We start from the raw sequence: 13041 nt of genomic DNA, 5'->3' as shown, positions 1-13041 counted from the left end.
CGATTCCCTGATTTTTTCTATTTCCGTTTTCGTGTCGAACGACGTTCTGTCAAACCATGAGGTAAGAGAACTTCACGTTCTTCCAACTCTTCCTTGTGCATAATCTTAGTCAACATACGCATACTAATAGCACCAAGGTCATAAAGAGGTTGGGCAATAGTTGTCAAGTTTGGACGGGTAAAGCGTGAGATTTGTGAATCATCACTAGTAATGATTTCAAATTCTTCTGGTACTGACACACCCTTATCAGCAAGACCGTTCAAGACACCTGCTGCCAATTCATCACCTGTTACAACTGCTGCAGTTGCGTTTGATGAAATCAAGCGTTCTGCCAAGGCATAGCCGTCTTCATAAGTGTATTTAGATTCAAATACCAATCCTTCGCTATAAGAAATACCTGCTTTTTTCAAGGCTTCCTTGTAGCCAACCAAACGAACCTTACCATTGATATCATCCACTAGTGGACCGCTAACGAAAGCAATGCGCTCATTTTCTTTAGCAAGGTAGGTTACTGCATCAATCGTTGCTTGTTTGTAGTCAATATTGACACTTGGAAGCTGATGTTCTACATCCACAGTTCCTGCAAGAACAACCGGTGTTCGAGAACGAGAAAACTCTGAACGAATTTTTTCAGTCAAGTGGTAGCCCATAAAGATGATACCATCCACTTGCTTAGAAAACAGGGTATTGACAACTGAAACTTCCTTGTCATCGTCCTCATCACTATTAGCAAGGACAATATTGTACTTGTACATTTCAGCGATATCATCAATCCCTTTGGCAAGCGTTGAGAAATAACCATTGGTAATATTGGGGATCACAACACCGACAGTGGTTGTCTTTTTACTTGCAAGACCACGCGCCACTGCATTTGGACGGTAATCCAAACGATCAATCACCTCAAGCACTTTTTTACGGGTGTTCTCTTTTACATTCTTATTGCCATTGACTACACGGCTAACCGTCGCCATTGAAACTCCTGCTTCACGGGCGACATCATAAATCGTTACTGTATCGTCTGTATTCATTCCATTTCCTTTCTATATCATACCTCACGAGACTCCAAAAAAGAGACGGTATGAAAATTTCGTTTTCATGATTCCACTTATTCCATTTTATCACTATTTGTAAACACTTTCAAGCGTTTTTTGAAGATTATTTGAAAAAATTTCATAGGAAGCTATGTTTATGAAGAAAAAATCACCTTTTCTTGATTTTTAATCCTATTTGCTGTATGATAAGGGAAAAGAAAGGGGGAAGAAATATGGCTTTTACCAATACCCACATGCGGTCAGCTAGTTTTGGCATTGTTACCAGCTTGCCTGATGACGTTATTGACTCATTTTGGTATATCATCGACCATTTCTTAAAAAATGTCTTTGAATTGGAAGAAGAACTCGAGTTTCAATTGCTCAATAACCAAGGAAAAATTACCTTCCACTTCTCAAGTCAACACCTCCCTACAGCCATTGATTTTGATTTTAACCATCCCTTTGACCCTCTTTATCCCCCGAGAGTCCTGGTTTTAGATATGGACGGTAGAGAAACTATCCTCCTCCCAGAAGAAAATGACCTATTTTAAAAACTCTAGCCTTCAGTTACAAGCAACTGAAAACTAGAGTTTTTTCTATTTTTTCAAAGCATTATACAAGTTACGGATAGGTTGCTTTAATGTAGGATGGATAAAATGAGGCGCAATTTCTTGTAGAGACTCAAGAACAAAAAGGCGTTCCGCTATGTAAGGATGGGGCAAAATAAGGTCATCTGTATAAAGGATCTGGTCCTCCACAAAGAGCAAGTCCAAATCAATCAAACGAGGTCCCCAATGCACTTCTCTAACCCGTCCCATCTCTGACTCAATGGCTAACAAGGTCTCTAATAGAACTGGGGCAGGCAACCAGGTTTCAACCTCAACCACTTGATTAGCAAAGCTATCTTGCTCCACACCACCCCAAGGCTCCGTCGTCAAGACACTGGACTCTTTGAGAATATGGATACCTTGATTTCGCATTTTCTCAGTGGCTTGTTTCAAGTTTGCTTGTTTATCTCCCATATTGCTTCCTAGGGCGATAAAGGCCCGTTGCTTGCGGCGATGAATGGTTACCGAGCAAGTATCCAGTGGCAAATGCACCGGTGCCCAAGGTTTTTTCAGTTCCAGCTTAATTTCTTGAACAAGAGGATAGGCCTCAAAGGTACGTTCTACCAGTTTATAAGCTACCGTTTCAATCAAATCTTCACTCGTTTCCTGAAACCAAGACGTCCACTGCTGACACAATTCTCCGTAATGGACAGAGGCTGTCAAATCCAAGTCTGTAGCCGCCTTGGTCATATCATAAGATAAGATGGCTGAAACGATAAATTTTTGCCCCAATTCCTTCTCACTAGGAAAAAGACCATGATAAGCAAAAATTTCCAAATCCTTAATCTGCAGTTGATCCATAATGATTCCTTTCTAGAAAAATCCGCTTGAAGCGGATTCTTTTTATAGTCCCATTAAACGATAAGCCTGGTCTCGGAGGTCCTTATCTGTTTCAAATAGACCACGAGCTACTGTCGTCAAGGTTGCAGTGCCTGGTTTTCTGACACCACGCATGCTCATACACATATGTTCCGCCTCAATGACAACAAAGGCTCCTTTAGCACCTAGATACTCCATCAAGGCATCAGCCACTTCGATATTCAAACGTTCTTGAATTTGTGGTTTTTTCGAATAAACTTCAACCGTACGGGCTAGCTTAGACAAACCTGCCACACGACCATCTGGAATGTAGGCAATATGTGCTCTACCATAAAATGGCAAGAAGTGGTGTTCACACATGGTATGGAAAAAAATATCCTTTTCTACCACCATATTATCGTCAATAATCTCAAAGGATTTTGACAAATGTTCCTCCGCTGTTTGACCAAGACCTGAAAAAATCTCTTGGTACATACGAGCCACACGAGCAGGTGTTTCCTGCAAGCCCTCGCGGTTAGCGTCCTCTCCGACGGCCTCGATAATCATTTTTACAGCTGCTTCAATCTTTTGTGTATCCATTTTCGTTTTTCCTCTCCATCAGATAGGCTCTCACTTGGCTCAAGAAATACAAGGAACCCGTGACAATCCTAACTGTTTGTTTCTCTTCTTTTTTATCTGTCAATTTCTGCTCTAGAAAATCCTGCCAACCTTGGTAGCTGAGATTTCTAGACTTAGCTGCCTCTTCCAGCACGCTTTCATCAGTCGCCCGACTATCGTCAAAATGTGTCAGAGTAAGCTCGGTATCTGGGATTTGCTCCAACAAGTCCAACATATCCTCCAAGGCCTTGGTTTTGATGCAAGTAAAGAGGATTTCCTTACGATAATCCGCAAAGCGTTCTTGCAAGGTTGCTAATAAAGCCTTGATAGCATGGGGATTGTGGGCTCCATCCAAAATCATCAAGGGATCTCTTGACACGATTTCCAAACGCCCCGGCCATCTTGTTTCTTCCAGAGCTTTAGCAAGCAAGGTATTAGCTGGTAGCTCTCGACCATCTTCTTGACAAAAAGTATCAAGTAAAGCTATAGCCATCCCAGCATTCTCTATCTGGTGCAAGCCAAGCAGGCCAGTCTGGAAGCGACCTTGTCTGACAACACTTGTATAGTCAAAGACTTCGCCTGTAATCACACTCTTTTGATGGCTGACCTGATAATCTGTCCCGTAGGGAAATCTCGGTGCATCTTTCCCTTCCGCAATGCGGTCAATCACAGCCAAAGCTTCTGGAGCAATACGACCTGTCACCAAGGGAATACCTTGTTTGATAATACCTGCCTTCTGCTCTGCTATGGCTTCCAAGGTGTCACCAAGTAGGGCTACATGGTCCAGTCCAATAGTCGTAATTCCTGTCAAAATGGGCTGGCAGACATTGGTACTATCCAAGAGTCCACCCATACCCACTTCCATGATAGCCACATCTACTTGCTCTGAGGCAAAGTAATCATAGGCTATAGCTGTAATTATTTCAAACTCAGTTGTCCCCTGCAAATTGGTAGCCGATTCCCCTTCCAACAAAGACTGATAGTCTGCCATGAGGGCTTCTAGTCTAGCCTCTGGGATAGATTCCCCATTGATGCTAATCTGATCTGTGTAATGAATGAGATAGGGCGAGCTAAACACGCCAACTCTCAGCCCCATCTTTTCTAGCATATTTTTCAAAAAAGCAATGGTCGAACCCTTTCCATTGGTTCCTCCGATATGGATAACCTTGAGTTTGAGATGGGGATTGCCACGTAAAGCTAACAGTTCCACCATTCGTTCCAAGCCAAAATGCGGTTGGTCCGTCCGGAAGTTAGCAATCCACTGATTGTTTTCAATTTCTTTCATCTTATTTATATTGTTTTAAATCTAAATTTTCCGCTTCATCAGCCAGACGAATGGCGGAGGCAATTTCAACTGCCATCCTGTGACTAGCTACATCATGCACGCGCACCACTTCTACACCTTGTCTTGCAGCGATACTAGTTACATGAGCCGAAGCCGTATCTCGATTGCGGAAACCAAGTTCCGTCTCAGGATTGACTTCAAAACCATTTTCTTCAAGGATATTGATGACAAACCGCTTGCGCGACACTCCAAGAAAGATTGGATAGCCCTTCTGATGTAGTTTATCCAGGTCACGTAAAAGAAGCAGATTTTCTTTCTTGGTCAGACCAAAGCCAATTCCTGGATCCAACAGGATATTTTCTTGTGCGATTCCAGCTTGATTCGCTCTCGCTAAGGCTCTGTCAAAGAAAGCCTCCATCAAGTCTTCGATTGGCAATGTTTCAAAGTCAGCTAACTCTTCCTCTGTAAAAGCTTGTCCAAAACCAAAATGAGGAAATATGAGCGAGCTAGGATGCTGAGGTCGCGCCATGACTGGATTAAACATAATGACCACTTGCGCTCTCGCTTCAGCTACCACATCCGCCATTTTTTCATCACCCATAAGACCAGTGATATCATTGACTATATTGGCACCAGCAGCCAAAGCAGCCTCTGCTACCTGACTCTTCCAAGTATCAATAGAGATAAGGACATCACTTTCCTTGCGAATAGCTTTGATCACTGGAACAACACGCTGGATTTCCTCTTCTATCTCAACATAGCTACTTCCCGGCCGAGTCGATTCTCCGCCGATATCTAGCATACTAGCACCTTCTGCTATCAATTTACGAGCCTGCTGGAGTGCTTGCTCAAGAGCAAAAAATTGACCACCGTCCGAAAAGGAGTCTGGGGTTACATTGATAATTCCGCAAATAGCTGTCTTTGCATGATTGGCTTTACTTGACATATCGGTCACTCCCTCAAGGCTTTTCATCATATTATTTCTCTATTTTACCATAAAAAGAAAAAGATGGACACGATTGCATTCATCTTTTTCCCAGTAGAAACAAGTAAGCAATTGTCAAAAATCTTAAACAGAGATCCCTAATGTCCGACTCATGATCACCACAAGAGCCAACAAACAGAAAGCAACCCCATTCACAATCATATGAAGTAAGATAGACATTTCCAAACGTTGGGTCTTGTAAGCCGTCCAAGACAGAACGATCGACATACCTCCATAAATCAATAAAGAAGGTAAATTACTTGGTTGATGCAATAAAGCAAACACAATCGTACCGACTATAAATCCCAAGTTCTCTTTTCCTCGGAAAATCTTTTTAGGAACAATCCCACGGCACAAGATTTCCTCACAAATTGGAGCAAGCAAGGCCAACAAGAAGAAACTGGAAATCAGAGAACTATTCTGAACCATATCGTTAATCTGAGACTGGTTACCTGTTGTCGTCTCATTTGACAGTTGTAACAAGATAGAACCAAGTATATTTGAACAGATAATAACTAAATAACTCAAGCCCAAACGTGCTAAATCCTTCGCTCTAAAAAAAGAAAAATTAAAACTTGCTAACTGCGTTTTACGAGCTCCAATAATAAATAGCACCAGAACCACAATCGAAATACCAGCAACTATCAGTCCTGACTGCAACAGTGGTACTGCATTTAAAGTTAAAATAGCAGTAACCCCTATAGGAATCTGATATAAAATTGTCGCCAGCAAAAAGATTAACAGCCAGCCTGCACGATTCAATAATTCTTTCCACATATTTTTCTCTTTCATCACCTATCTCCTTTGTATTCAAAAAGGGGGAAAATCCCCCTGGGTTATCCTATTATAAGGCCATGCTGATGTAGTTAAGGATAAACAAGGCATCCAAAATCCAAATCATGACATGAACATCTTTAGCTTGACCTTTGACAAGCTTAGTCAAGGTGTAAGTCAAGAAACCAACTGCAATCCCTTGAGTGATAGAGTAGCTGAATCCCATAAAGATAGATGTGAAGAAAGCAGGAACCGCTTCAGACATATCGTCCCAATGGATATTTTTCAAGCTAGCCAACATCATAATCCCAACGATAATCAAGATTGGAGCTGTAGCGGCTGTTGGTACAATCGCTAGAAGTGGGCTAAAGAAGCTTGAGATCGCAAAACAGATTGCCACGACCAAGGCTGTCAAACCAGTACGTCCACCTGCACCGATACCAGCAGCAGACTCGACATAAGTCGTTACGTTCGAAGTACCAGCGATGGCACCAATTGAAGTACCAATCAAGTCAGAGTAAAGAGCCTTATCCAACTTAGCTGATTGGTGATTTTCACCATTTGTCGCTACGATACCAACTTTTTCACCTGTACCAATCAAGGTACCAATCGTGTCAAAAATATCTGTCAATGAGAAGGCAAGAATGGCCATCAGAGTTTCAGGCAAGCGAGCTGTATCTGAAATCAAAGCTCCCAAACCTTCTGAACCAAGAGCTGCACCAAAGACTGTCTTCAAGTCTTCAAAGGCTGCACCAACATGGTTATTAGCAAAATCGATACTAGACAAATCTACCAAACCAACTGCGATAGCAAGAATAGTTGTTGTCAAGATAGAGAGGATAATTCCCCCTTTAATTCCTTTGATAACAAAGAAGATTGTAATGGCCAGTCCTGCAAGTGCCACCAAAACAGCTGGGTTATTAAAGTCAACCAATCCTGGAACTGCTGAAGAGTTTGCTGCAATCGTTGCTTTAGCTTTGTCAGCCCCTTCTCCTACAACAGTATAGTTACCTGGATCAATCGTAAATTTCAAAAATCCAGCATTCTTAATTCCTACGTAGGCAAGGAAGACACCGATACCAGCTGAAATAGCTGAGCGAAGAGCATTTGGAATCGATTCAATGATCATTTTACGAACATTTGTCAAGGTAATAATCAATGAGATAATCCCACAGATGAAGACCATAGCTAGGGCTTGTTGCCAAGAATAACCGAGTCCAAATACAACTGTAAAGGTAAAGAAGGCATTCAATCCCATACCTGGTGCTTGGGCATAAGGTAAGTTAGCATAGAAGGCCATCATCAGGGTACCCGCAACTGCACCGATAATCGTTGCGAGGAATACACCTTGAGCAGGCATTCCTGTTTGCGAAAGAATTTGTGGGTTTACAAAGAGAATATAACTCATTGCAAAGAAAGTTGTTAAACCAGCGAGAACCTCTGTACGAACGTCTGTACCGTTCTCTTTTAGTTTAAATAATTTGTCCATTATTAATCTCCTTTTAATTTTTACGAACAATAATAGAATTATATCATTTATCATTCACTTTTTCAATATCTTTGTTTGATTTATTTAAGAAATTGATAGAATTTCATTTTTTGTTTGGAATCTGCTTTTCTGCCTGCTTTCTGTTATAATAGAAGACATCTTATCTGAAAAGACACTAGAAAGGTCCCTATGACAAAAAAAATTATTGCAGTTGACCTGGATGGAACCCTGCTCAACTCAGACAGTCAAATTTCTGACTTTACCAAAAAAACCATCAAAAAAGTTACTGAAAAAGGCCATCAAGTTATTATTACGACAGGGCGCCCTTACCGCATGTCAAAAGATTTCTACCGTGAACTAGGCTTAGACACTCCTATGATTAATTTCAACGGCTCCCTCACTCATTTACCAGATCAAGTTTGGAACTTTGAAAAGTGTTTAACTGTAGACAAAAAATATCTGCTAGACATGGTTCGACGTTCAGAGGACATTCAAGCCGATTTTATCGCTGGAGAATACCGTAAAAAATTCTACATTACAAATCCTAATGAAGAAATTGCCAATCCCAAACTATTTGGTGTAGAAGCTTTCCAGCCTGAAGATCAATTCCAGCCTGAGTTGGTGACCAAGGACCCTAACTGTATCCTGTTGCAGACCAGAGCCAGTGACAAATATGCCTTGGCAAAAGAAATGAACGCCTTCTACCAGCATCAACTTTCTATCAATACCTGGGGAGGTCCGCTCAATATCCTTGAGTGTACACCCAAAGGAGTTAATAAGGCCTTTGCTTTGGACTACTTGCTCAAGGTAATGAACCGCGATAAAAAGGATTTGATTGCCTTTGGAGACGAACACAATGATACCGAAATGCTCGCTTTTGCTGGGAAAGGTTATGCAATGAAAAATGCCAATCCTGAGCTACTCCCCTATGCAGATGAGCAAATTTCCTTGACAAATGACCAAGACGGTGTTGCCAAAACCCTACAAGATTTATTCTTATAGTCCAGTCTGACCAGCTTGCAAGCTGGTCTTTGTGCTCTTTTCACAGTCTCATCAACCAGTTAATCGATTGTTCTACTTTTTGCATCCAAAACCTTGGAAAAGGCTTTCTTTTGTGATATACTTCACATATAAATACAAGAGAGCTCGTCACACTCGACTCTGTTGACACAAAATCAATCCAGTCCTGTTTCTCCTGCTCTCAGTTAATATCAAGGAGGATAGCTATGAAAGCTGTTGTTGTAAATCCAGAAAGCACTGGTGTTGCTGTTGAAGAAAAAGTACTCCGTCCACTTGAAACTGGGGAAGCACTTGTAGAAATTGAATACTGTGGTGTTTGCCACACTGACCTCCACGTTGCCCATGGTGACTTTGGCCAAGTACCAGGCCGTGTTCTAGGACATGAAGGTGTTGGTATCGTTAAGGAAATTGCCCCAGATGTAAAAAGCCTTAAAGTCGGCGACCGCGTCAGCGTTGCTTGGTTCTTTGAAGGATGTGGCACTTGCGAATACTGTACAACTGGTCGCGAAACCCTTTGCCGTACAGTGAAAAATGCCGGCTACTCAGTAGATGGTGGTATGGCTGAACAATGTATCGTAACTGCAGACTATGCTGTCAAAGTTCCTGACGGACTTGATCCAGCTCAAGCTTCTTCTATTACATGCGCTGGTGTAACAACCTATAAAGCTATTAAAGAAGCCAAAGTTGAACCAGGCCAATGGGTTGTTCTTTACGGTGCTGGTGGACTTGGTAACCTAGCTGTTCAATACGCTAAAAAAGTATTCAATGCTCATGTCATCGCAGTTGATATCAATAACGACAAACTTGCCCTTGCAAAAGAAGTGGGTGCGGACATTGTTATTAACGGCCTCGAAGTTGAAGATGTACCTGGACTCATCAAGGAAAAAACTGATGGTGGAGCTCATTCAGCTGTCGTAACTGCTGTATCTAAAGTCGCCTTCAACCAGGCTGTTGACTCAGTTCGTGCTGGTGGTCGCGTAGTCGCTGTTGGTCTTCCTTCTGAAATGATGGAACTCAGCATCGTGAAAACAGTTCTAGATGGAATCCAAGTCATCGGTTCTCTTGTTGGAACTCGTAAAGACTTGGAAGAAGCCTTCCAATTCGGTGCAGAAGGTTTGGTAGTTCCAGTTGTTCAAAAACGTCCAATAGAAGATGCCGTAGCCATTTTCGACGAAATGGAAAAAGGTCAAATCCAAGGACGTATGGTACTCGACTTCACCCACTAATCTAATAAAAATCTATTTTAAAAGTTGGAATACGCTTCCAACTTTTTTATATTAAATTTTTTAATAAGGATTCAAAAAAACGTCTCCAAAACTCAATATATCAATATTTTCAGATGTAGTCTTTTTAATTATTTTATGATAAATAGTTGATTTTTAGATGAAAACGGTTTATACTTAAACAGTCTTAAAGTTTTCTTAAACGAAAACTAAAACAAAAAGGAGGAATGACAATAATGAGTATCGGAATCATTATTGCGAGCCACGGCGAATTTGCTGCGGGTATTCATCAGTCAGGATCTATGATCTTTGGTGAACAAGAAAAGGTTCAAGTTGTAACCTTTATGCCAAATGAAGGTCCTGATGATTTATACGCTAAGTTTAATAACGCTGTTGCTGCATTTGACGCAGAAGATGAGGTTCTAGTTTTGGCTGACCTTTGGAGTGGATCTCCATTCAACCAAGCTAGTCGCGTGATGGGAGAAAATCCTGAGCGTAAGTTTGCCATCATCACAGGACTTAACTTACCGATGTTAATCCAAGCCTACACAGAGCGCCTAATGGACGCTGCTGCAGGTGTAGAAAAAGTCGCTGCTAATATCATTAAAGAAGCCAAAGATGGCATCAAAGCTCTTCCAGAAGAGTTAAATCCAGCTGAAGAAGTTGCAACTGCTGCAGCTGCTCCAGTTGCCCAAGCTGCTATCCCAGAAGGAACTGTTATCGGGGATGGTAAATTGAAAATCAATCTTGCTCGTCTTGACACACGTCTCCTTCACGGTCAGGTTGCAACTGCTTGGACTCCAGATTCAAAAGCAGACCGTATTATCGTTGCTTCAGATAACGTTGCCAACGACGATCTTCGTAAAGAATTGATTAAACAAGCAGCTCCAAATAATGTCAGAGCCAATGTGGTTCCAATTCAAAAATTGATTGAGGTTTCAAAAGACCCACGCTTTGGAGAAACACATGCCCTTATCTTGTTTGAAACACCTCAAGATGCGCTTCGTGCAATCGAAGGTGGCGTGCCAATCAAGACCCTTAACGTAGGATCAATGGCTCACTCAACAGGTAAAACAATGGTCAACAACGTTTTGTCTATGGACAAAGATGACGTTGCTACATTTGAAAAAATGCGTGACCTCGGTGTTGAATTTGATGTACGTAAAGTACCAAACGACACTAAAAAAGATTTGTTTGACTTGATTAGCAAAGCCAACGTTCAATAACAAATATCAAACTATAGAAGAATTCTAAGAAAATTTTTCACTTTATTATCATTAAATAGAAAAGGAATAAAACCATGTCAGATATTTCAATTATTTCTGCTGTCTTGGTTGTAGTTGTTGCCTTCCTTGCAGGTCTTGAAGGTATCCTCGACCAATTCCAATTCCATCAACCAATCGTCGCATGTACCCTTATCGGACTTGCAACTGGTAACCTCGAAGCAGGGGTTATGCTTGGTGGATCACTTCAAATGATTGCCCTTGGTTGGGCAAACATCGGAGCTGCCGTAGCTCCTGACGCTGCTCTTGCATCTGTTGCCGCAGCAATCATCTTGATCAAAGGTGGTAACTTTACTACTGAAGGTATCGCCGTTGCAACAGCAACAGCTATCCCTCTTGCCGTAGCTGGACTTTTCTTGACTATGATTGTTCGTACAATCTCAGTTGGTTTGGTTCACACTGCAGATGCTGCTGCTAAAGAAGGAAATATTGCAGCTGTTGAACGTGCTCACTTTATCGCACTTCTTCTTCAAGGTCTTCGTATTGCTATCCCTGCAGCCTTCCTTATCGCTATCCCAGCTTCTGCCGTTCAAGATGCTCTTAAATTGATGCCAGAATGGTTGAACGGTGGTATGGCTGTCGGTGGTGCTATGGTCGTTGCCGTTGGTTACGCTATGGTTATCAACATGATGGCAACTCGTGAAGTATGGCCATTCTTCGCAATCGGTTTTGCACTTGCTGCGATTTCTCAATTGACTTTGATTGCCCTTGGTGTAGTCGGTGTTGCCCTTGCCTTCATCTACCTTAACCTTTCAAAACAAGGTGGTAACGGTGGCGGCGGAGCTGCGACTTCTAACGACCCAATCGGTGATATCCTAGAAGACTACTAGAAAGGGGAACAATCATGACTGAAAAACTTCAATTATCAAAATCAGATCGTAAAAAAGTTTGGTGGCGTTCACAATTCCTTCAAGGTTCTTGGAACTACGAGCGTATGCAAAACTTGGGTTGGGCTTACTCATTGATCCCAGCTATCAAAAAATTGTACACTACTAAAGAAGACCAAGCTGCTGCTCTTGAGCGTCACCTTGAGTTCTTCAACACACACCCATACGTAGCTGCTCCAATCATGGGGGTTACTCTTGCACTTGAAGAAGAACGTGCAAACGGTGTTGAAATTGATGATGCTGCTATCCAAGGGGTTAAAATCGGTATGATGGGACCTCTTGCAGGTATCGGTGACCCAGTATTCTGGTTTACAGTTCGTCCTATCCTTGGAGCTCTTGGTGCATCCCTTGCTGCATCTGGTAACTTGGTTGGTCCACTTCTCTTCTTCTTCGGATGGAATGCGATCCGTATGGCCTTCCTATGGTACACACAAGAGTTTGGTTACAAGGCTGGTTCTGAAATCACTAAAGACATGTCTGGTGGTATCTTGAAAGACATCACTAAAGGTGCTTCTATCCTTGGTATGTTCATTCTTGCCGTTCTTGTACAACGTTGGGTATCGATCAACTTCACTGTTAACCTTCCAGGTAAACAATTGGCTGAAGGTGCCTACATCAACTTCCCAGAAGGTCCTGTATCGGGTGCTGAATTGAAAGGTATCCTTGGTCAAGCACTTGGTGGATTGAGCCTAGATAAGATTCAACCACAAACCCTTCAAGGTCAGTTGAACTCATTGATTCCAGGATTAATGGGACTTCTCCTTACTTTCCTTTGCATGTGGTTACTTAAGAAAAAAGTATCACCAATCTCAATCATCCTTGCTCTCTTTGCAGTAGGTATCGCAGCTCGTTTCTTCGGTATCATGTAATCTTGGTGAGAATGTACAAACAAAAAAAGAATCAGGTTTATCACCTGATTCTTTTGGCTCTTTGTCAAATAGTGTTGATGAAGAACCTAATGAAAAAAAGAATCCAACAAAAATTGGACTACCTGTCTCCGGTTGAATACCGAAGACGGTAGCCCTAGGGTGTTTTTATTA

Annotated in this window: 13 protein-coding genes; 6 read left to right on the top strand and 7 right to left on the bottom strand. The window is 41.9% G+C overall.

Features of this window, described 5'->3' with window-relative positions; genetic code table 11:
- Positions 1-17: 17 nt before the first annotated feature.
- Positions 18-1028: a catabolite control protein A gene (ccpA, locus tag TZ91_RS00240; protein WP_001090627.1), complete on the bottom strand. Its 1011-nt coding sequence runs from the start codon at positions 1026-1028 to the stop codon at positions 18-20.
- 236 nt (positions 1029-1264) lie between these two features.
- On the opposite strand from ccpA, the gene TZ91_RS00235 reads away from it, so the two are divergent.
- Positions 1265-1582, top strand: a complete 318-nt coding sequence (locus tag TZ91_RS00235; protein ID WP_000886035.1) for a DUF960 domain-containing protein — start codon at positions 1265-1267, stop codon at positions 1580-1582.
- Between the two features lie 45 nt (positions 1583-1627).
- On the opposite strand, the gene folK is transcribed toward TZ91_RS00235, so the two are convergent.
- The 6 genes from folK to TZ91_RS00205 form a co-directional block, all read right to left on the bottom strand.
- Complete coding sequence (gene folK / locus TZ91_RS00230; protein WP_033687291.1) at positions 1628-2440, bottom strand: 2-amino-4-hydroxy-6-hydroxymethyldihydropteridine diphosphokinase; 813 nt, start codon at positions 2438-2440, stop codon at positions 1628-1630.
- 42 nt (positions 2441-2482) lie between these two features.
- Entirely contained in the window at positions 2483-3037 is a 555-nt protein-coding gene (gene folE, locus TZ91_RS00225) for a GTP cyclohydrolase I FolE (RefSeq protein ID WP_000380917.1), read from the bottom strand.
- Positions 3018-4340: a bifunctional folylpolyglutamate synthase/dihydrofolate synthase gene (locus TZ91_RS00220; RefSeq protein ID WP_033687290.1), complete on the bottom strand. Its 1323-nt coding sequence runs from the start codon at positions 4338-4340 to the stop codon at positions 3018-3020. Before TZ91_RS00220 ends, folE begins: the two co-directional genes overlap by 20 nt.
- Before the next feature lies 1 nt (position 4341).
- Positions 4342-5316, bottom strand: a complete 975-nt coding sequence (gene folP / locus TZ91_RS00215) for a dihydropteroate synthase (RefSeq protein WP_033687289.1) — start codon at positions 5314-5316, stop codon at positions 4342-4344.
- A gap of 93 nt (positions 5317-5409) precedes the next feature.
- On the bottom strand, positions 5410-6117 hold the full coding sequence (locus TZ91_RS00210) for a CPBP family intramembrane glutamic endopeptidase (RefSeq protein ID WP_045596906.1): 708 nt from the start codon (positions 6115-6117) through the stop codon (positions 5410-5412).
- A gap of 52 nt (positions 6118-6169) precedes the next feature.
- A complete protein-coding gene (locus TZ91_RS00205; RefSeq protein ID WP_020903071.1) occupies positions 6170-7588 on the bottom strand; it encodes an NCS2 family permease in 1419 nt (472 codons plus the stop codon).
- Between the two features lie 189 nt (positions 7589-7777).
- On the opposite strand from TZ91_RS00205, the gene TZ91_RS00200 reads away from it, so the two are divergent.
- From TZ91_RS00200 to TZ91_RS00180, 5 genes are all read left to right on the top strand, one after another.
- The gene (locus tag TZ91_RS00200; RefSeq protein WP_045596901.1) at positions 7778-8590 is read left to right on the top strand and encodes a Cof-type HAD-IIB family hydrolase; all 813 of its coding nucleotides are present in this window, start codon (positions 7778-7780) and stop codon (positions 8588-8590) included.
- 224 nt (positions 8591-8814) lie between these two features.
- The gene (gene adhP, locus TZ91_RS00195) at positions 8815-9834 is read left to right on the top strand and encodes an alcohol dehydrogenase AdhP (RefSeq protein WP_000649185.1); all 1020 of its coding nucleotides are present in this window, start codon (positions 8815-8817) and stop codon (positions 9832-9834) included.
- 233 nt (positions 9835-10067) lie between these two features.
- Entirely contained in the window at positions 10068-11057 is a 990-nt protein-coding gene (locus TZ91_RS00190) for a PTS sugar transporter subunit IIB (protein WP_033687286.1), read from the top strand.
- Positions 11058-11131: 74 nt separating this feature from the next.
- On the top strand, positions 11132-11944 hold the full coding sequence (locus TZ91_RS00185) for a PTS mannose/fructose/sorbose transporter subunit IIC (RefSeq protein WP_001280330.1): 813 nt from the start codon (positions 11132-11134) through the stop codon (positions 11942-11944).
- 14 nt (positions 11945-11958) lie between these two features.
- Positions 11959-12870, top strand: a complete 912-nt coding sequence (locus tag TZ91_RS00180) for a PTS system mannose/fructose/sorbose family transporter subunit IID (RefSeq protein ID WP_000136858.1) — start codon at positions 11959-11961, stop codon at positions 12868-12870.
- The last annotated feature ends 171 nt before the right edge of the window (positions 12871-13041 follow it).

This window comes from Streptococcus mitis (assembly GCF_000960025.1).
GTDB classification, from domain to species: Bacteria; Bacillota; Bacilli; order Lactobacillales; family Streptococcaceae; genus Streptococcus; species Streptococcus mitis_DH.
This window is presented reverse-complemented; position numbering and strand designations above follow the sequence as displayed.

Excerpts from the sequence above, each read along its gene's own strand:
- ccpA (WP_001090627.1), bottom strand. The coding sequence starts at position 1,028 with ATGAATACAGACGATACAGTAACGATTTATGATGTCGCCCGTGAAGCA.
- TZ91_RS00235 (WP_000886035.1), top strand. The coding sequence starts at position 1,265 with ATGGCTTTTACCAATACCCACATGCGGTCAGCTAGTTTTGGCATTGTT.
- folK (WP_033687291.1), bottom strand. The coding sequence starts at position 2,440 with ATGGATCAACTGCAGATTAAGGATTTGGAAATTTTTGCTTATCATGGT.
- folE (WP_000380917.1), bottom strand. The coding sequence starts at position 3,037 with ATGGATACACAAAAGATTGAAGCAGCTGTAAAAATGATTATCGAGGCC.
- TZ91_RS00220 (WP_033687290.1), bottom strand. The coding sequence starts at position 4,340 with ATGAAAGAAATTGAAAACAATCAGTGGATTGCTAACTTCCGGACGGAC.
- folP (WP_033687289.1), bottom strand. The coding sequence starts at position 5,316 with ATGATGAAAAGCCTTGAGGGAGTGACCGATATGTCAAGTAAAGCCAAT.
- TZ91_RS00210 (WP_045596906.1), bottom strand. The coding sequence starts at position 6,117 with ATGAAAGAGAAAAATATGTGGAAAGAATTATTGAATCGTGCAGGCTGG.
- TZ91_RS00205 (WP_020903071.1), bottom strand. The coding sequence starts at position 7,588 with ATGGACAAATTATTTAAACTAAAAGAGAACGGTACAGACGTTCGTACA.
- TZ91_RS00200 (WP_045596901.1), top strand. The coding sequence starts at position 7,778 with ATGACAAAAAAAATTATTGCAGTTGACCTGGATGGAACCCTGCTCAAC.
- adhP (WP_000649185.1), top strand. The coding sequence starts at position 8,815 with ATGAAAGCTGTTGTTGTAAATCCAGAAAGCACTGGTGTTGCTGTTGAA.
- TZ91_RS00190 (WP_033687286.1), top strand. The coding sequence starts at position 10,068 with ATGAGTATCGGAATCATTATTGCGAGCCACGGCGAATTTGCTGCGGGT.
- TZ91_RS00185 (WP_001280330.1), top strand. The coding sequence starts at position 11,132 with ATGTCAGATATTTCAATTATTTCTGCTGTCTTGGTTGTAGTTGTTGCC.
- TZ91_RS00180 (WP_000136858.1), top strand. The coding sequence starts at position 11,959 with ATGACTGAAAAACTTCAATTATCAAAATCAGATCGTAAAAAAGTTTGG.